At 39.4% G+C, this 19,883-nt stretch carries 16 protein-coding genes; 15 read left to right on the top strand and 1 reads right to left on the bottom strand.

The window, feature by feature from the left end; all coding sequences use genetic code 11:
* Positions 1-184 precede the first annotated feature (184 nt).
* From J5X91_RS05160 to J5X91_RS05145, 4 genes are all read left to right on the top strand, one after another.
* A complete protein-coding gene (locus J5X91_RS05160; protein ID WP_208834185.1) occupies positions 185-2,992 on the top strand; it encodes an Ig-like domain-containing protein in 2,808 nt (935 codons plus the stop codon).
* Positions 2,993-5,713, top strand: a complete 2,721-nt coding sequence (locus tag J5X91_RS05155) for a TonB-dependent receptor (RefSeq protein WP_208834184.1) — start codon at positions 2,993-2,995, stop codon at positions 5,711-5,713.
* A gap of 165 nt (positions 5,714-5,878) precedes the next feature.
* Entirely contained in the window at positions 5,879-7,039 is a 1,161-nt protein-coding gene (locus J5X91_RS05150) for a cytochrome c peroxidase (protein ID WP_208834183.1), read from the top strand.
* A gap of 186 nt (positions 7,040-7,225) precedes the next feature.
* On the top strand, positions 7,226-8,533 hold the full coding sequence (locus tag J5X91_RS05145) for an EAL domain-containing protein (RefSeq protein WP_208834182.1): 1,308 nt from the start codon (positions 7,226-7,228) through the stop codon (positions 8,531-8,533).
* A gap of 2 nt (positions 8,534-8,535) precedes the next feature.
* Here J5X91_RS05145 and J5X91_RS05140 read toward each other — a convergent pair whose 3' ends face one another.
* Entirely contained in the window at positions 8,536-9,444 is a 909-nt protein-coding gene (locus tag J5X91_RS05140) for a pyridoxal-phosphate dependent enzyme (RefSeq protein WP_182683876.1), read from the bottom strand.
* A 76-nt stretch (positions 9,445-9,520) separates the two neighbouring features.
* Between J5X91_RS05140 and J5X91_RS05135 the strand changes: the two genes are divergently transcribed.
* The 11 genes from J5X91_RS05135 to J5X91_RS05085 are packed head-to-tail and all read left to right on the top strand — an operon-like array spanning position 9,521 to position 19,880.
* On the top strand, positions 9,521-10,453 hold the full coding sequence (locus J5X91_RS05135; protein WP_011329344.1) for a hypothetical protein: 933 nt from the start codon (positions 9,521-9,523) through the stop codon (positions 10,451-10,453).
* Positions 10,450-11,049 (top strand): PilN domain-containing protein, encoded by a 600-nt coding sequence (locus J5X91_RS05130; RefSeq protein ID WP_011329343.1) that lies wholly within the window; start codon positions 10,450-10,452, stop codon positions 11,047-11,049. Before J5X91_RS05135 ends, J5X91_RS05130 begins: the two co-directional genes overlap by 4 nt.
* On the top strand, positions 11,046-11,732 hold the full coding sequence (locus J5X91_RS05125; RefSeq protein WP_208834181.1) for an agglutinin biogenesis protein MshJ: 687 nt from the start codon (positions 11,046-11,048) through the stop codon (positions 11,730-11,732). Before J5X91_RS05130 ends, J5X91_RS05125 begins: the two co-directional genes overlap by 4 nt.
* A complete protein-coding gene (locus J5X91_RS05120; protein WP_041454587.1) occupies positions 11,710-12,033 on the top strand; it encodes an agglutinin biogenesis protein MshK in 324 nt (107 codons plus the stop codon). The genes J5X91_RS05125 and J5X91_RS05120 overlap by 23 nt, the downstream gene beginning before the upstream one ends.
* Positions 12,011-13,669: a pilus (MSHA type) biogenesis protein MshL gene (gene mshL, locus J5X91_RS05115; protein WP_011329340.1), complete on the top strand. Its 1,659-nt coding sequence runs from the start codon at positions 12,011-12,013 to the stop codon at positions 13,667-13,669. The genes J5X91_RS05120 and mshL overlap by 23 nt, the downstream gene beginning before the upstream one ends.
* Positions 13,670-13,671: 2 nt before the next feature.
* Positions 13,672-14,574, top strand: a complete 903-nt coding sequence (locus J5X91_RS05110; RefSeq protein WP_011329339.1) for an AAA family ATPase — start codon at positions 13,672-13,674, stop codon at positions 14,572-14,574.
* A complete protein-coding gene (locus J5X91_RS05105) occupies positions 14,571-15,803 on the top strand; it encodes a tetratricopeptide repeat protein (RefSeq protein ID WP_208834180.1) in 1,233 nt (410 codons plus the stop codon). Before J5X91_RS05110 ends, J5X91_RS05105 begins: the two co-directional genes overlap by 4 nt.
* A complete protein-coding gene (locus J5X91_RS05100) occupies positions 15,800-17,527 on the top strand; it encodes a GspE/PulE family protein (protein WP_011329337.1) in 1,728 nt (575 codons plus the stop codon). The genes J5X91_RS05105 and J5X91_RS05100 overlap by 4 nt, the downstream gene beginning before the upstream one ends.
* Positions 17,514-18,734, top strand: a complete 1,221-nt coding sequence (locus J5X91_RS05095) for a type II secretion system F family protein (protein ID WP_208834203.1) — start codon at positions 17,514-17,516, stop codon at positions 18,732-18,734. The genes J5X91_RS05100 and J5X91_RS05095 overlap by 14 nt, the downstream gene beginning before the upstream one ends.
* Position 18,735: 1 nt before the next feature.
* Positions 18,736-19,320 (top strand): prepilin-type N-terminal cleavage/methylation domain-containing protein, encoded by a 585-nt coding sequence (locus J5X91_RS05090; RefSeq protein WP_208834179.1) that lies wholly within the window; start codon positions 18,736-18,738, stop codon positions 19,318-19,320.
* A 26-nt stretch (positions 19,321-19,346) separates the two neighbouring features.
* On the top strand, positions 19,347-19,880 hold the full coding sequence (locus J5X91_RS05085; protein WP_208834178.1) for a prepilin-type N-terminal cleavage/methylation domain-containing protein: 534 nt from the start codon (positions 19,347-19,349) through the stop codon (positions 19,878-19,880).
* Positions 19,881-19,883 lie beyond the last annotated feature (3 nt).

Raw genomic sequence — 19,883 nt, 5'->3', positions numbered from 1 at the left:
AAATAGAATATAGAGTGTCAATTTAGGCATTTAATATTATCTAAACCCAGCGTAACTGCTGGGTTTTTTGTTTTTAAAATGAGGTTTTAAATAGAGTTCAGGGTAGATTAATATTATTAAAGCGATTGATATTGATAATGGTTTGCATTAGCATGTGCTTTCGGTTTTTATCTGAGAAATAGGCATGTCTCTTAAACGTTTAGCTTTAGTAATAATCTTTGCAGCATTAGCGCTCACTGGTTGCGGCTCTGGTAGTGGAGCTAACTCAGCGCCTATTTTTTCACAAGCCAGTTACCAAATCCAACTAAACGAAGACAGTGTTGCAAGCTTAATGGTTGCCGCAACCGATGCAGAAAACGACCTTCTGACATTTTATTTAGCAAATGCTGCGGCTAACGGCGCAGTTGCTGTTAATGCTAATAGTGGTCATATTAGCTATAACCCCAAAGCCAATTTTAATGGCGAAGATAGCTTTCAGGTTGCAGTATCTGATGGTGGAAACCTAACTACTAGTCGTGTGCTGGTAGTTGTTACAGCAATTAATGATGCACCAGTTATTCATACCGATAAAGTGATTGTGAGCGGTGGTGAAATTAAGCGCGGCAAAGTTAATGTATCCGATGTAGATAACGACCCCCTCAGCTATAGTATTTCACGCCCAGCAGAGCATGGCACTTTGCTAATTAATGCTAGCAATGGCGAAATTAGTTACCAAACTACACGCCTAGAAAATCAAGAGGATAGTTTTGAGCTAACGGTTGCAGATGGCAATGGCGCTGTGGTGAGTAAAAACTTAATTATAACCACTAATTTGTCGACTAATGCTGATCGCGCTTATTACTACTATGCCAGTGATGAATCGCATTTAAAGCAGGCGGAGTTACTTGCAAGCGAGTTACAAAATGATATTAATCTAAGCGCAATAAATGCATCGCTTGCAGTAGGTTATGCACAAGCTGGATTAAATAGTGAAGTTACACGTTTAACCTCGGTTGATAAAATAGCGCGTAATAATATACGCGCTATTGCCTTGTTAGAGGTAGCTACCTTATATAGTAAGCAAGGCAATAACGAGCAGGGTAATGAACTGCGTTTAACAGCAAAAAACCTTTATGCAGAGTACGTTGCAGCCAAAGGAATTAGTGCCTTTAATAGTGAGGATCAGCGTTTTTATAATGATTTAGCTTTGTCTTACTTACAGGCGGGTGAGTCTGAATTGGCAAGTGTTAGTTTTAATATTCTCGATATTTTATTTAGCTCGGCGCTAGGAGAGGAGCAAACAACGCAAGCCTTATTACTTTTTTTTGGTTATCGCGACCGAGTAGAGGATGTGGTTAATAATTGGCGTCAATCTCGAAACCAAGCCGACTACGATTATGCACTTAGTATGGCCGATAGGTTGTATCGTTATGCCAATATGATTGGCTACAGTTATGTAAAAAATAATAAAAATGGCAATCAAGGAAAACCCTATTTTAGCTCACGCCAAGCAGCGCTGAGTAATGTTATGGCAAACTACCTGGCGTTAAATGCAACACAAAAAGCCAAGTCAGTACTGGCCGATATATTTGCTTTATATGGGGTTGTTAATATAGACGTAGATTATCCGCGTACAGCTAATCAATATGCAAACGTAACCAGCATGGAATACCCGTATGGCTTAATTAACACCGCAGCATACTTTGTGCAGCTTTATCCGGCACTTGATGTTGAAAGCAAGTTTTTAAGCGCCTTTGAAAAAGACAGTAGTCATTACCAGTTAGCTAAAAATAAGGCAGCAGATGCACAACTGCTAGCACACGTACGTAATTCGGCCGATATAGATAGTAGCTTACAATTAATTTTAGCAACACGTGATGCTAATAATTTACGCCCACTGTTTACTCAGCTAGTTGCATTTAATGCGAGTAAACTAGGTGCCTCGGGAATTTATATTGAGTTAGGGAATTATGACGCGGCAGCTAAGTTTATTGCCACAGGCATTGAGTTACTTAGCTCTGAAGCATATTTAGCACAGAATATTAAAAACCACGTATTTGTTACTGGTGCTACAGGGTGTCAGCTTGCGTTAGAGCAACTACTCACCATTATAAATATTACACATGACGAAAAGTACCAAACTCAAGCGGCTAACACACTACAAACATGCCGCGAAATAGCATTAACAAAATACAGCCAAGTAGATGGTATTAACGTATTTAAAGAGGATGTTGTTGATGCCAATATCGATCTTATTCCTTATCACCAAGCTTTAGGTCAAACCGCCGAAGCCGCGCCATTAGTTAATAAAGTGCAGCAGTATATTGCAACTTACACTGAGCAAGCGCTAATACAAAAAATTACGGATATTGGTAAGTTGGGCAGTGCGCTTGGCTTAAATGGTCAGTTTGCTTTAGCAAACCAGTATTATGCGCAATATATACAGCTGGTAATACAGGGTGAAGAAAAGGTCGCTCTCGCTGAGCGTTTTGCTCTTAGTGAGAAATTTTTTGATGGCTCTAGCAAATCAAAAATTAACTTTAAGCAGTACTTAAATCAGCTGTTGTATGTAGCGGGCACAAAAGCAGAATATGCCTCATTAATTACTGCAGCTAAAAGTATGTGGGCAGAGCTTATTGATTGGAATTTGGCGCGCTTAGAAAATGCTTCATTGCAGTTACAAGTGCGTTATTTGCCTGTGTTTGCAGATCAATACGCCCAGCTTACTATGTTTAAAAGTGCTTATAAATTAACAGAAAAAGAAGTTTTAGGTGTAGTAGAAAAAGACGCTATAGCAACAAATGTTATAGGCAGTTTGAGCCGTTTTGACGCCTTTATAGGCTCAGAGGTTGCCAGTGTTGACACTGATAACGATGGCAAGGCGAACTTTTTTACCGCCCATGCAAGCGCACAAATGATTGCTAATTCAGGGGTAGAATTAGACTTAGATAGCGACAACGACGGTGTCAACGATGACAGTGATGCGTTTCCATTAAATCCGAATCGATATTAAATGCAATATTTAACATTTATAGCGCTAGCTTGTACTTCGCTCACGCATGTTGCAGCTGCAGCGCAAAGCACAGTGCTAGATGAGGCAAGTGCAGCAGAGAGAACACCGGCTAAAGTAATTGCTATAAGTCACTATCAACAATGTAAAAAAAATACTGATACTTGCAGCGAAAATATCGAAATTATAGAGGTAACAGGGCAGCGGCCAAACCCTATTTCGGTAAGTAGCCAAGGGGTGTATACCCTTGACAGAAAAATGCTGCGAGACTATCGCTTTGGTAATGGTAACTTAAACGATGTTTTAGGTGTTTTACCTGGTGTGCAGTATGGTGAAACTGCTTATGCTGCGGATCAGGTTAGTAATATTAAGCCATCGGAAGTGTCGCTTGCAGGTACACAAGGTAATGCTACAGGGTATTTAATTGATGGATTATCTAATAACTCAAACCTTAATAATGACAGCGCCAATTTTGACAAAAACTTAGCGCAAGATGTAAGTGGCCACACTCAAGCTGTTTTTTTAAATTTAGATTTAATTGACCATTTAGAAGTATACGACAGTAACATACCAGCAAAATACGGTAATTTTACTGGTGGACTAGTTAAAGCCGAAACCCGAAAAGCGGGCGATAAACTGCAATTTGGCATTAATTATCGGCAAACGAGTGACGATTGGGTTGAGTATCATAAGCTTTATGCCCCCGACTTCAGTGGCGATAACGAACTTAACAGTGCTATTTTTAATAAGCGTGATTTAAGTACCTACATTGCTACCCCACTAACCGATAAGCTGGGGTTTATTGGCCAGTTTCAATATACGCAATCACAAGAGAGCCTACAGCAATTAGGGCAAACACGACTACAGCAGCAAACCAATTATAACGGTTTAGTAAAACTAGATTATGCAGCAACCGCTAACGATGACTTCTCATTTAGCTTTTTATTTGCTCCTTATAAAGGTGATTACTTTGATGTAAATGCTAAAAACAGTGATTACAACATTGAAGGGGGAGGCAATAACGCATCACTTACTTGGCAAGCAGATAGGAGTTGGGCTTATATTAAAACCCAGCTTGGTTATAGCGATAGTCGCAACAGTAAAAACACCAGTTCGATACGTTATGCTTGGCTAAATATACCGGGTAAAGATTGGGGTAATATTGATGGCTCTATTACCAGTTTAGAAGGCGGCTTTGGCGATATAGAAAAGCGACAACAAACGGTCAGTTTAAAACAAGATTTCGAGCTTGCCAGTAAAACATGGCTGGGCGCTTATAGTAATTTATCGTTTGGTTATGAGTTAGCTCAGCAAAACTCAGTATTTGACCGCCTAGAAGATGCAATTGTATATAATGGCGCTATTGTGTCGCCGCAAATAGATTGTGCAGGTTATGCACTTGACTGTATTGAAACGCGTTTATATCAATCAGTGGCAGATATAGAAGCAAAACTTGGACACGCACTTGATTTATCAAATCCCGATGATTTTTTAATTTATCAAAATAACTTCGCTACAACAGGGCAGTATTTTCAATATCGCCAAATTACACCTAAATCAACAGCTAGTGTAAAGCTTAATCAATTGTCGGCTTATGTAGAAAATGAATTTGAATGGCAAAATTACAGTTTAAATTTAGGAGTGCGTTACGATTATAACGATTTTCTTAAAAACCATAATTTTGCCCCACGACTACGTGGCAGCGTATCGGTATTTAATGATCAAGGTAAAATAGTGCTCGGTGCTAATCGGTATTATGCAGACGACTCAATTAGTTATAAGCTAAACCAAGCCATGCAGCCTAGCTATACCGAAGTGCGGGCTATTTATCAGCAACAGCCACAGCAATGGCAAGCGCAGTTAAGCAACCGCGGCTATCGTTATGTTTACTCTGATTTAAAAACGCCGTTTAGTGATGAGCTGTCGGCTGCTTATCGTCATCAATTACTAGGCGGAACGCTGGAGTTAAAATGGCTGTATCGAGAGCAGCAAGATGCGGTTAACCGTGTAAAAGGCACTAACGATGTAGGCGAAGCCACTTTATTTGGTGCTAACTCGGGCAGTAGCCGGTATCAGCGTTATACCTTGTCTTGGATGGCAACTTACAATAATCAACATGTTGAATTTAATGTATCGCATGCAACTAATACCACCAGTCGCGAGCAATTTGATGGTGAACCGCGCTCTTTTAATGGCGATGGGGATGCTTTTTTAGATTTTTCGTATGATGATAATGAGTTGGTTTTTTTACGCTCTGATCATTACGATATTGCCGGAAGTACTAATAAAGCTAATTATTATTTAGTAACTCGACATGATATGGAGTTAGAAAAACAAGACTTTAACCGCCCTGTTATTGCCAATTTAAGTTGGGGTGGGCAGTGGGATAATTGGACGCTATCGGCCTACGCGCGTTACAACGGTGGGCAAGATGCTATTTACGCCACGGGCAAAACGCAATCTATTAAAGAAGCCAGTAATATTTGTGATGGATGTGCGCCAAATCGCCGTGAGTACCCTGTGTACCGTATTGAAAAACGCCCTGCATTTTGGCTGTTAAATACCAGTGTTAAATACACTGTGGCGGTAGCTAATAACTACCAAATAACTTTGAGCTTTGAGGCGGAAAACATCTTAAATAAACGTACCTATCAAATTAGCCCGTATAATACAGGCATTGAGTTAGGACGTCGGTTTTGGCTAGGGGCCAATATTAATTACTAACAGATTGAACTGTAAAGTATTTTTATTTCTCTAGTCAGGTGCAATTAACGGTGAAAGTAGCTACTAGAGATAGACTTATTATCCAGAGATCTGGTTATTTACTGTTATAGCTGTGGTTTAGCCCCGTAACTTGACACACATTTACTTAAAACACGATAAAAACTTATGCGCTTATTATTTATTAATATCTTATTTTTTGTTGCTACTTGGTTTAACTTAGCCAATGCAGATTCAATCGATTTTACTCAGTTACGTGAGCAATATTTAAAGCCGCAAGAACAGTGGCCTAAGCCCAATTTAGATGCAGATATTACCCATGCTGAAATTACACTTTTACCAGAGGTAACATTTCCTAAAAACAATCCATTTAGTGCCGCAAAAATGCGTTTAGGCGAGCAGTTATTTAACGACCCTAAACTATCTCGCTCTGGGCAAGTGGCTTGTGCGAGTTGTCACGATCGAGATTTAGGTTGGGCTGATGGCCGCAAACTTTCTTTTGGACACGATAGGTTAAATGGCAAGCGTAACGCACCAAGTATAGAAAATGCAGCATTTTGGCAGTCTTTATTTTGGGATGGACGCGCGCAAACTTTAGAGCAGCAGTCGTTAATGCCCGTTGAAGATCCCGTTGAAATGAACTTTACTATTGCAGAGCTAGAAGCGCGGATCAATCAAGATCAAGCTTATCAAAAAAAGTTTAACCAGGTATTTGGGCAAAGCGAAATAACCGCTACACGCATTGCCCAAGCTCTTGCTACCTACCAACGCACTATAGTGTCGCGCAATTCGGCCTTTGATTACTTTGTAAAGGCTGGTGAAACTCAAGATAAAAAATTAAAGCAACAGCTACAACAAAAACTCAGTGATCAAGCGTTGTGGGGGCTGCACTTATTTAGAACTAAAGCACGGTGTATTAATTGCCATTCTGGAGCGCTTTTTTCAGACAATAAATTTCATAATTTGGGGTTAACTTACTATAAACGAAAGCGTGAAGATCTTGGTCGTTATAATGTGACCAAAAACCCTGACGATATAGGCAAATTTAAAACTCCCAGCTTAAGAAATGTGATGAATAGTAAGCCGTGGATGCATAATGGTGTGTTTCCTTCTATTGCGGGTGTTTTAAATATTTATAATGCTGGTGGCTTTGTTTTTAATAAAGATCCTAACGATCCTTTGTCACCACAAACATCTAAAATACTGCAGCCTTTATCGTTAACGAGCAAAGAAAAAAAAGCTCTTGAGGCATTTTTACACTCTATTACTAGCGCTCCGGCTGCGGGTCCGCACAAAACGTTTATAGTACAAGAGCTAAATGAGGTATAACGTTTTAAGTTATTTAGAGAAGTTTATAAACATTATTTCTTAGCTATAAATGCAATACTAAACTTTTACTATTACCTTGTGCTTCTTGGGATCTTAGACAACACTTTAGCTAGTAATTTAACTAGCGAGTGCGTTATGCAAAAGGGTAAGCTTAAGTTTATTAACCGCTTTAAGGCTCATCTTGTTGTGTTGCTAAATTTAATTATATTAGCGGCAACTCGCTGGGTTGCTCATTTAGCAACCCGAGTAGCGTCATTGAAATCAAAGTTTAATGTAAAGCATAAAGTAGAGGCAGAAACAGCGCCTACTAATACTTTAGGTAATGATCGCCTTTTAAGTGAGAGTAGTACGGCAGCAGCTTATAATATATTTGCCCTGATCGAGTGTCATTGTCATTTTGATCCCAGTACTGATCTAGAAGCTAGTTTTAAAATTCTACTTGCAAAAAACTTACCTGCGTTAAACTATATTTCAGTTAAATTATTAAGTGCGGGTAACTTAGCGGTAACCATAAAGCATATTCCAATCATTAAGTTAGAGCTGTACATTGAGTGCTTAAATTTTTGTGCACTAACAATATGTAAAAAGCATCAAAAACACTTAACGGCAAAAAATGTAAAAATAGGCCTGTGTAATTACAGAGCAAGTGCTAATCAAACACTGGTTTATCAACAAGCAAAATCTGCGTTAACTTTATCGCAGCAAAGCCCATTACAGCATTGTCATCGCTTGGGAATAAGCCATAGCCGAGTAAATATATTTTCGAATAACCAAATAATAAAAAGCATTAAAAAAAATAAGTTTGTAATTTATTTTCAGCCTTTATTTGAGCTCGATAGTGGGCGTATTTTGCAACATGAAGTGTTGATTAGAGTACGCGGTGGCGCTAATGAGTTGCTGCTAGCTAATGCTGGCATTAATCAGCTAGATAATGATCAAGACGCATTTTTATTTGATCAAGCAATTATCATCAAAGTTAAAAAGCTATTACTAGCAGATACTTCAGCCGCAATTATTAGCATTAGCTTACATCCTAAAAATTGGTTTAACAAAGCGTTTTGGCAATGGCTAATAACGCAAGTAAGCGATTTTAAAATAGAGCATAAACTACAATTTGAAATAAATGCAGCAGACTTTTTTAAATATCAAATACGTTTACAAGGCGTATTAAAAATAATAACTAAGCTAAATTATCAGATTATTATTGATGGTATTAAAAGTAGTGACCATATTATTCAACTGGTTAATTATCCACAAGTTTTAGGAGTTAAATTAGCCTACGATTTAGTGCACTCAATAGAGGCAAGCACGCATCAACAAAGTTGTGTAAAAAACATTGTAAATGCGTGCCAGTTATTAAATATAGCGGTATTTGCTAGTGACGTAGAAACCAAACAAGAGCTACAAATGCTTACTATTTTAGGGGTAGATGCCGCGCAGGGGTTTTATTTTACGCAGTTGTTGCCTGATTTTACACAAACCGTATTTCATTAATTTTAAATAAGTCCTCTGTATTTTAAACCATCTAATCCTTGTAACCCACCCGTATGAACCGCAATAATTTTACTGCCTGGCGCAAAGTAGTCCTGCGCAATTAATTGCCACAAAGCATGCATCATTTTACCAGTATAAATAGGCTCCAATGGCAGTTGGTGCTCAGTTTTCATGTATTGGCAAAACTGCCAAAGTTCGGCAGAAAACTTACCATAACCACCACCATGAAAATCACATAATAATTGCCAATTAGTTTGTGAAGCGGCTTTAGGGCTAAGCGCTTTAATTTCATCGCGTAAATAGTCAGCTTGTTTTAGTACCGCAATTCCCAGTACCGTTGTATTAACTGAACTGCCTTCAATAAGCCCCGCTAAGGTGCCACCGCTTCCTGTGGGGCAAACTAAGTAGTCGTGCTTAGGTAAGCTCAGGGCAAGCTCTTTACAACCCTCAAGCGCCAGTTTATTTGTCCCACCTTCAGGTAAAATATAGGCATTAGGGAAACGCGATTGTAACTGCGCTAAATAATCGCTTTGGTTACGTTGTTTGTACTCTATACGTGTGATTGGGTGTAGCTGCATACCACATTGCTGTGCGAACAAAAGTGTAGGATTGTTAGGGTCTAGTTCTGGGCCGCGAATAATCCCGTGCGTTTTTATATTAAAAAACTTGCCAGCCGCCGCACACGCATGAATATGATTAGAAAAAGCACCACCAAAAGTGAGTAATTCAGTTTTTTTAAGCGCCTGCATCTGGGCTAAATTGTATTTAAGCTTTCGCCATTTATTTCCACTTATGAGGGGGTGGAGTAGATCATCGCGCTTAACGCCTAAAAATATATTTTTGCGCTTTAATAAATCACTATCTATTTGTTGTATTTGGTTGTTTTCATTTATTTTAAGTTTATTTAACATTATTTGTGATAATCACTTGGCAAAGTAATGAAAATGTACGACAGTTAGTACATCGACTAATAATAATAGTAGCTATATGAAAAGAAAACTGTTTTCACTGTTTTCCTTGTTCAAGCGTAGTTTAGATAAAAATACAGTTGTGGGTGTAGCAACATATGCTAATACCGTTAATGCAGTCTGTTTAAAAAAACAGTATGGACACTGGAAAATACACAAATATCACAGTGTAGAGATCACTGAAAAACATGACTATACTGCTGCAATTACGCTATGTACGCAACAGGTTAGTAGTGATGTGTGCGCAGTGAACTTAGTTATTCCTCATTCTCTTTATCAAATTGTACAAATAGAAAAACCCGCACTAAGTGATGAAGAGATCATTCAATCGCTACCGTGGACAACGAAAGATCTAGTCGATATTGATCCTGAAAATATTGTTGCTGATTTTATTGATTATCCAATTACATTGCCGATGCAAAGTAAAAAAATGAACGTGTTTATTACCAGTAAGCTGCAGTTATTGCCGTTTATAGATAGTTTTAAGCAGGTAAAGCCTCTTTTACGCACTATGACATCAGAGGAAATGACTCTTGTAACTCTACTCGGCACGAGTAAAGACGCCCACATGCTCATTGTGCAGCATGCCAGCTTTGAGCCACGTATTTTAATTATTCGCGATGGGCAGCTATTACTTACTCGGCGTTTAAATGGCTTACTGGGTATGTCAGATAAAGATCAAAGCCAAGAGTTGGTAGAGGCATTTGGACTTGAAATTCAGCGTTCTATGGACTTTTTTGAGAGCCAGTTGAAGCAGCCACCTATTCGCAGTATTCAGCTACAGTGTGACGATTTGACGTCACTAACACTTAGAGCAGAGTTGGCTGAGTTTTTACAAGTTAAAGTGATTGATTTTAAACCAACCCTAGACCTAGCACAGCAATTAGAAACGCAATATTACTACGCATTGGGTGCGGCTTATCAATTAACTGAGCCGGAGTCTGTGATATGAAAACCCGGATTAACTTTTATCAAAAGTCCTTACGTGTAAGGCGTGATCCAGTATTACTGCAAAATATGCTAATACTGTGGGGTGGCGCGTTAATTATTATTGCTATTGTGTGGTCACTTTATGCCTACAAAGAACATGCAAACCATATACTTTTACAGCAAAGTAAAGTGCAGCTTAAGCAAGCTAAAACTCAGCTAGAAGTGGTAAAACAGCAACTTGCCGATAAACAAAATAAAACATTATTAATAAGTGAATTAAAAACACTACAGCAAGAAATACAGCATAAACAACAAGTGTTTAGCTACTTAGCGCAAACATCAGCACAATCTAAAACCGATTATGCCGAAGTAATGCGAGATTTAGCGCAATATCATGAATCGAATATTTGGCTTACCGAAATTCAGTTTATAGGCCAAAAAGTTACTTTGCATGGGCAAACCTTACAGTCTAAGTATTTACCCATTTGGTTTAGTAATTTAAAGCAATCCACTTTTTTTGCTGATAAAGAGTTCTCAGTGCTGGAGCTAGCTACTGAAGATGGGGTTAGCGAGTTTAACGTTGCCACCGACCTGAGCGGTAAGGGAGTTAAGCCATGAGCCAAAATAAAGAGAGCAAAAAAACAAGTTGGCCTACTTGGGTTAAGTATCAAGCGCAGTTTGCGGCATTGCAAAAACGTGAGAAGTACTTAACGCAGTTTGTTGGTTTGTTAATCATTATTTACTTAGGTTTGTTATTTTTTATTTTTCCACAGCAAGATGCAGTTAGTCGAATTGAGTCGCAGCAGCATTCAATATTGCAAGAGTTACAGCAAGCAAACGACCAACTTTCTATGTTAGAGCAGGCGCTTAGCCATAACTATACCCAAGTTTTACAACAGCAAATAGCGCAAGCAAAACAACAGCAGCAGCTCATTAATAAACAGCTTAATACCTTTAGCCAAGGGTTTATTGCTGCTAAAAAAGTGCCCGCGGTATTAAAAGACTTATTAATTAACAGCACCGAAGTGCAAGTTGTGAGTTTTAAAGTAAAGCCAGCTAAAGCAATTGATGTAGAAAAACTAGGGGAAAATGATACACAAACGCTATTTTTTGAACATCAAATGGTGCTTACCTTACACGGTAGTTACTTTAATTTAATGCAATATTTAGCTGCGTTAAAAAGTAATCAAAACAAATTATTAATTCAAGAGTTTAGCTATAAGGTACAGACGTATCCGCAAGCTGAGTTAACTTTGCAAATTGCTACGGTGAGCGCGAATGAAAAATTTATTGCGTTATAGTTTTTATATTTTAATGGTGTGCCTTGTCACACCTAGTGCCGCAGCGCAGCTACTGGATCCAACTAAGCCCGCAATGTTTATCAGTAATGGCGTAGTGGTTGCACAAAAAACGGAGTTTAAGCTGCAATCTATTATTAAAAATAGTACGGCATATAAAGCGATTATTTCAGGGCATCTATATAAAGCAGGCGATGCTATAGAGGGGTTTCGAGTGCTAAGTATCAACTCAAAACATGTTGTGTTAGCTAATGATGATAAGCAAATAAAATTAGAATTATATGACTATAAAATTAAAAAATAATTTATCTAGCCCATGGTTGGTGCTTTTATTATTACCGACGTTTTTAACTGCTTGCCATAGCTTTAAGCCGGGTAAAGAGCTTAAATCGCATATTGGACAAGAGTTTGCGGCCGATTCAGCTCAAGCTAAAACTATTGCGCCACTAGAGATGCCCAATGAATTAGCACAAAGCTTATTATCATCAATTAATAACGAGCAAAGTCTGAGTGATGACTTGGCTATAAAGCGTTTTGATGTGGCCGCTAATGACGTTGAGATGGGAGCATTTTTTGCAGGGCTAACCGACGGTACGCCTTTTAGCGTAGCAGTTCATCCTCAAGTAAGTGGCACTATTAGCCTTAATTTAAAAGGGGTTACATTTGATGAGGTGATTGCGGTTATTAAACGCATGTACCCGTTAGATATTGTAAACGAAGGGCGCATTGTGCAAGTGCTGCCCGCGATCATGCGCACCGAAACTATTCCTGTTAACTATTTAATGATGCAGCGCCATGGGCAGTCAACCGTGAGTGTCGTGGCCGGTGGTGTGAGCCAATTAGCACAAAATAGCGGTAGCTCCAGTGGTGGTTCAAGTAACAGTGGGCAACAAAATAATGAGTTTGGTGGTGGCAGTCAAAATTTAGATTTAAACGGTTCACGTATTCAAACAATTAATAAAAACGATTTTTGGCAAGAGCTAGAAGTAGCGCTTAAGTCGCTCATTGGTGCTAACGATGGCCGCTATGTTATCACCAGTCCTCAAGCCAGTTTAGTTACCGTAAATGCTTTGCCAAGTGAAATTAGCCAGCTAAAAGAATTTTTACGCCAAAGCCAAGAAAACCTGCAACGCCAAGTAATTCTTGAGGCAAAAATTATAGAAATAACGCTAAAAGATGAGTACCAGCAAGGGGTTAACTGGGAGCGTATATCAAGCGGTTTAGGCAGCAGTATATCCTTTGCAACTACTGCAGGTAATTTTGGTAATAACCTTTCAGCATCGCTTGGCGGGGTATCGTCGTTAACTATTGAACGCGGCGATTTTAACGGCGTGATTAATTTATTGGAAACCCAAGGCGACGTACAAATGTTGTCAAATCCTAGGGTTACAGCCACTAATAATCAAAAAGCAGTGATAAAAGTAGGTCAGGACGAGTATTTTGTTACTAATGTGTCGAGCACCACAGTAACCGGAACCTCAACCACCACTTCGCCTGAAATTGACTTAACGCCGTTTTTTTCGGGGATTGCTTTAGATGTTACGCCACAAATAGATAAGTATGGCTCGGTTATTTTGCATGTCCATCCGTCGGTAACCGAAACCCAAGAGCAGCTAAAGGTAATTACCTTAGATGACCAACGCTTTGAGTTGCCGCTTGCGCAAAGCAATATTAGAGAGTCAGACACTGTTATTCGCGCTCAAAGCGGTGAAATAGTGGTTATTGGTGGCTTAATGCAAACCTCAACGCAGGACGAAGAAACCAAAACACCTATTCTTGGCGATATTCCCATATTTGGTAATTTATTTAAAAACATACGTAAACGCCAAGAGAAAAAAGAACTTATTATTTTGATCCGCCCAACAGTGGTTATGCCCGACACTTGGAAAAAGCAGCAAGCCGAAAGCCGTCAGCTTTTAGACACTTGGTATAAGAACTAATTATGTATTTAAGCTTTTTTAACCTAAGTGAAATGCCTTTCACCTTAACCCCTAACACCGAGTTCTTTTGTGCGCTTGCGCCGCATCATGAGGCAATGCAAGTGCTTACAACTGCAATAGCAATGGGTGAGGGGTTTATTAAAGTGACCGGTGAGGTTGGTACAGGTAAAACCTTACTGTGTAGGAAGTTACTTAATCATATTGAGCATGACTACACAGTTGCTTATTTACCTAACTCATATTTAAGCCCAGAAGAGTTACGCTGGGCGCTGGCTATAGAGCTGGGAATGGACGTAGACAAAGCGTTAGATCAGCAAGCGCTAAGCCAGCTTATAAACCATCACTTATTGAGCTTACAAAGCGACAACAAGCGGGTGGTTTTACTAATAGACGAAGCGCAATGTTTGAGCTGGGAGACCTTAGAAGCGTTACGACTATTTACCAATTTAGAAACCGAAAGTGAAAAATTGATTCAGGTGGTGCTTTTTGGACAACCCGAGCTTGATGAAAAACTAGCCAATAATAAGGTAAGGCAATTACGCCAACGAATTAGCTTTTCGTATGCGTTAAGACCAATGACAGCAGCAGAGGTTATTTATTATATAAACCACCGGCTACAAGTGGCGGGTTTTAATCAGCCCCCTTTATTTAATAATCGGATGGGGTTAAAAATTGCACGTGCGAGTAGAGGCATTCCACGTTTGGTTAATATTTTATGCCACAAAGCGTTATTGCAAGCTTATGGAGAGGGCTTAAATGCAATAACTACGCGCCATATTCAGCTGGCAATAAAAGATACCGAAGATTGTGCTAAATACAGAGTGGGTTATTACTGGAGCTATAGTGCTATTACGATAAGTGTTATCGCTATTGCTGCAATTTGGGTATGGAGGCAGTGGCTATGAGCGTTATTAATAATATGCTAAAAAATATTGAACAGCGCGAGGCCAAGCAAGTTACCCAGCAGCACGCGGTTGGTGTAAATGTTACCCCAGTGTACGACCTACAAAATTTAGTATTTAAAGCGCTGGTGATTGCCACTGTAATAAGCATAGTTATTGCTGCTTATTTACTTTTACCGGCAGCGGCGAGCAATAAGCCAGCACAGGATGAATTATCGGTTACGCTAACCTCGGCATTACCACCAGAAGAAGTAAAAGCAGGGGCAACGGCTAAAAAAAGTGTAGCTAACACGATTATTGTGACTGACGAAATAGCAAAAAATAGTAATGTGCAGCCAGAAATTGCGACTGTTTTAAATACCCAACCTGGCGTTAAAGTAGCGAATGTTGTTGGCAAAGCAGCCCCGCAAAATATTGATGAGGCTGAGCAGTTATTAGTAAATAAATTAATAAATGATGCCGCCGCTGTTAATAACTCTCAGCCACAAGCGTTAAGTGAAAGTAAGGACGTAACTGCAGCTAATAAAAATGTACCCGCTGTGGCGGCTGTTGTGAGTAGTTTGCCAAATATTGAGCCAAGCCTTGAGCCAAACCTTAAAGTATCTAAAGCTAAGCCAGCTAACGTAATGATTAAAAGCTCATCTAAAACTAAATCTCAGCAAGTATTAATTGCTGAGCAATTGCTTGCGGCTAAGCAAGCAATACAGTTTGGTTTGTATAGTGAAGCAATAAGCGACCTGAATAATATTTTAGCGCAATCAAAGCAGCATATAGAAGCGAGAAACTTACTCGCGGCAACTTATTTTAAGCAGCAAGATATAAGCTCAGCGCAACAGGTTTTACAAGCGGGTATAAGTCAAAATCCTGATGTATTGCAATGGCGTATTATGCTTAGCAAAATTCTAATCATGCAGCAGCAGTACGACGATGTATTAAAACTACTCAGTGATGATTTTGAAACACAAGCAAACTTTGAATTTTGGGTGCTACAAGGTACGGCTGCACAAAGTGCCAACCAGCATAATAAAGCCCTTAATAGCTTTAAGCAGTTAACTAAATTACAGCCCAGTCAAGCTAAGTGGTGGCTAGCGTTAGCAACCTCTAAAGATGCATTAGGCGAGTACCCCGATGCTAAGCATTTATATAAAGTAGCACTTGATTTAGGGGGGTTAAATACAGCCATGACCCAGCATGCATTACAGCGTTTAGTAGCGCTGAAGGAGGCCGTATGAGACCTAGTTTAAAAATGCGTTTAGGGGATTTACTTGTTCATGAGCATATGATCACCGAAGCACAGTTAAGTGAAGCCTTAAATGTTCAAGCGGCTACGGGTCGTAAACTGGGCTCTACCCTAATCACACTTGAATTTATTAGTGAACCACAATTACTACGCTTTTTAGCGCAGCAGCTTAAAGTTCCTTTTTTAGATATTTCGCAGCGTAGAATATCACCGGATGTATCTAAGCTTTTATCAGAAGTGTACGCACGGCGCTACCGAGCGTTAGTTATTGAAGACAACGGCGACTCAGTTTTAGTTGGGATGAGCGATCCTGCTGACCTAAGAGGGTTAGATCAACTTGCTCCTATACTCGCCCCAAAGCGAATAGAATTAGCGGTTGTGCAAGAAAGCCAAATAATGGCGGCATTTGACAACGTATACCGTCGTACAGAAGAGATCACTAGTTTTGCAGAGCAATTACACGAAGAATACCAAGATGTAGAAGAATTCGATCTTAATTCACTCGGTGACGAAACATCCGATGCTACCGTGGTTAAGTTGCTGCAATCTATTTTTGAAGATGCGGTGCAAGTACGTGCCTCAGATATTCATATTGAGCCCGATGAAGGCTTATTACGTATTCGCCAGCGGGTTGATGGCGTACTGCAAGAGCATACCTTAAATCAGGTGAAAATAGCCTCAGCTTTAGTACTGCGTTTAAAGTTAATGTCGGGGTTAGATATTTCAGAAAAGCGCCTGCCACAAGACGGCCGCTTTAATATTAAAGTGCGTAGCCACAGTATAGATGTACGACTCTCGACCATGCCGATTCAACATGGCGAATCTGTAGTGATGCGCTTGCTCGATCAATCAGCCGGGTTATTATCGTTAGATGAAACCGGTATGCCGGCACATATTTTAAAACGGGTGCGCAGTATTATTAAACGCCCCCATGGCATGGTATTGGTAACAGGGCCAACTGGCTCGGGTAAAACCACCACTTTGTATGGAGCGTTAAGCGAGCTTAATCAACAAGAAAGTAAAATTATTACCGTAGAGGATCCGGTTGAATACCGAATTGGGCGTATAAACCAAGTACAGATAAATAATAAAATAGGCTTAAGTTTTGCGAGTATTTTACGTACCGCATTACGACAAGATCCCGACATTATTATGGTCGGCGAAATGCGTGACCAAGAAACCGTTGATATAGGCTTAAGAGCTGCATTAACCGGTCACTTAGTGTTATCTACATTACATACTAACGATGCCATTACTAGTGCAATGCGCCTTATAGATATGGGAGCTCCTGCCTATTTAGTCGCAAGCTCGTTGCGTGCCATTATTGCTCAGCGCCTTGTTAGGCGTGTATGCAGCGATTGTAAATCGCCGTATCAACCAGATCATCAAGAAAGCAGTTGGTTAAAGTACCTTGGCGAAAATACAACAGATACACAGTTTTATAAAGGACAAGGCTGTACTGCGTGTAATCATAGTGGTTATAAGGGGCGAGTAGGCATTTTTGAACTACTGGAAATGGATGATGCAATGATGGATGCCTTGCGTATAAATGACACGCAAGGCTTTGCTAAAGCGGCTAAAAATAGCGCTAACTTTATTCCGCTTTCTGCTATGGCACTTAATTATGCAAAACAAGGTATCACTTCTTTAGATGAAGTATTTAAGGTTGCAGAATACATCCCCGAAATAGTCGGAGGTGATGATGCAGCTATATAGCTATAAAGCAAAAGATGCCAAAGGAGTGTTAGTTAAAGGTCAGCTTGAAGCGAGTAGCCAGGCAGGCGTTGCTGATAACTTAATGAAGCGTCAATTTATTCCTATTTCAATTGCGCTGGTTGAAACTAAAAATAACATTAAAGTTTTTGACAATTTATTTAATGAAAAAATAGGCCTAGAAGACATGATTATGTTTTCTCGGCAAATGTATTCATTGTTAAAAGCGGGTATTCCTATTATTAGAGCCATGGTTGGTTTGGCGGATACCACCCAAAATAAAGCCTTTAAACAGGTGTTAATGGAAGTAACCAAGCAGCTAGAGCAAGGCCGTGACCTATCAAGCGCAATGTCGATGCACAATAAAGTATTTAGTCGTTTAACTATTTCTATGGTGATGGTTGGCGAAGGTGCTGGGCGTTTAGAAGATGCGTTTTATCAACTTGCTATTTATTTTGAAAAAGAACAAGAAACCCGCAAGCGTATAAAAGCGGCAATGCGTTATCCCACGTTTGTAATTTGTGCGTTGGTGGGAGCCATGATCATTTTAAATATTTTTGTTATTCCGACCTTTGCCAGCATGTTCGCTAAATTTAATGCTGATCTGCCTTTAATGACGCAAATATTAATAGCAACAAGCAACTTTCTTGTGAATTACTGGTGGTTATTAATTTTAATGCTGGTGGGCGCAATAATTGGCTTTAAGCGTTATTTAAATACCGTAACAGGGCGTTATAAGTGGGATAAATATAAGCTAAAAATTCCCTTTGTTGGCGATATTCTACAGCGTACTTTATTAGCACGTTATAGCCAATGTTTGTCAATGGTGCTGCGCTCTGGTGTGCCTATGACCACCGGATTATCGCTCACCGCGCACGCTGTAGATAATAGTTATATGGAAAAAGCCATTATTACCATGCGCCAAGATATAGAAAAAGGCGACAGTTTACTCAGGGTTTCAAGAGCCAGTGAGTTATTTTCTCAACTTGTACTGCAAATGGTTGCTGTGGGCGAAGAAACAGGTCGAGTTGATGAGTTACTCCAAGAAGCCGCAGATTATTATGAGCGTGAAGTTGATTATGACTTACGCAGCTTAACCGCCAAAATAGAGCCTATATTAACGGTGTTTGTGGCAATTATGGTGCTTATTTTAGCTTTAGGTATTTTTATGCCGATGTGGAATATGATGTCAGCGATTAAAGGTAATTAAAGTGAAGACAATAATTACTTGCTCAAAAGGCTTTAGTTTATTTGAGTTGATAATTGTTGTTGTGTTACTGGCTGTAATTTTAAGTTTTGCTATACCTAGGTATATAGATATTAAAAATCAGGCACATAGTGCAAATGTTGATGCAGTAGCTACAAGCTTTATGTCAGCGGTAGGTTTGGTGCGCGGGCAATGGGAATTGAATGGGCGACCCAAGGGGTTATTAAATAAAACGTTTGTTAATTATGGAGGAGTAATTGTTGGTGTCGATGGATTGATGGGGACACCAACAAGTGATGAAACTGAAAAATGGGATACTCGGGCACATGCTATTAATGCAATTAAATGTCGCCAGGTGTTAAATGTAATTTTACAAAATGCACCCAGCAGCACACTAAATACTGAGGAGTTAAGTTTAAAAGAGGTTAGTTTTTTAGTTAGATATAACGCAGCTAATACGCAATGTATCTATTATTCAACGCACACTCTTAGCCCTCAAAACATACCTACAAATGGTGCAATAGCATCAGCAACAGTGGGTTTTTCGTACTTACCTAAAACAGGCAAAGTACATATATTTAAAAATTAAGTAATTATTAAAAAAGAGGCTTACTTATGAAAACACAATCATTAAAAAATCAACCTTTGAATAAGCAAGCAGGTTTTACGCTTGTTGAGTTAATTATTGTTATTGTTATTTTAGGAATTTTAGCAGTAGTAGCAGCACCGCGCTTTTTAAACCTGCAAGGTGATGCGAACGCATCTACGCTAGAAGGACTACAGGGATCAATTCGCAGTGGCATGAATATAGTTAACGGTAAGTCGATTATTGCCAGTGAGCAAAAAGAAGCGACAGCAACTGTTGCAGTAGATACTGGAGATGTAGCAACTGTATACGGTTACCCTGCAGCGACACAGGCAGCGTTTGAAGCATTTTTAGATGTAAAATTTGCGGCTGATAACACTGCCGATTTTAATCTTGATGATTCAGCAGGGGATGGCACATTAATTATTTATCCAAATAGTTATGTAAAAACTGACGACTGTCGTATTGATTATAAACAAGCAACAGCTGCAGTTACAACAACAGCACCAATTAAAACCGTTGTTACAGCGCCTGTAGTTACTTTAGTGACAGATGGCTGTTAATTA

Source organism: Pseudoalteromonas sp. K222D (assembly GCF_017653575.1).
GTDB lineage: Bacteria > Pseudomonadota > Gammaproteobacteria > Enterobacterales > Alteromonadaceae > Pseudoalteromonas > Pseudoalteromonas nigrifaciens.
This window is presented reverse-complemented; position numbering and strand designations above follow the sequence as displayed.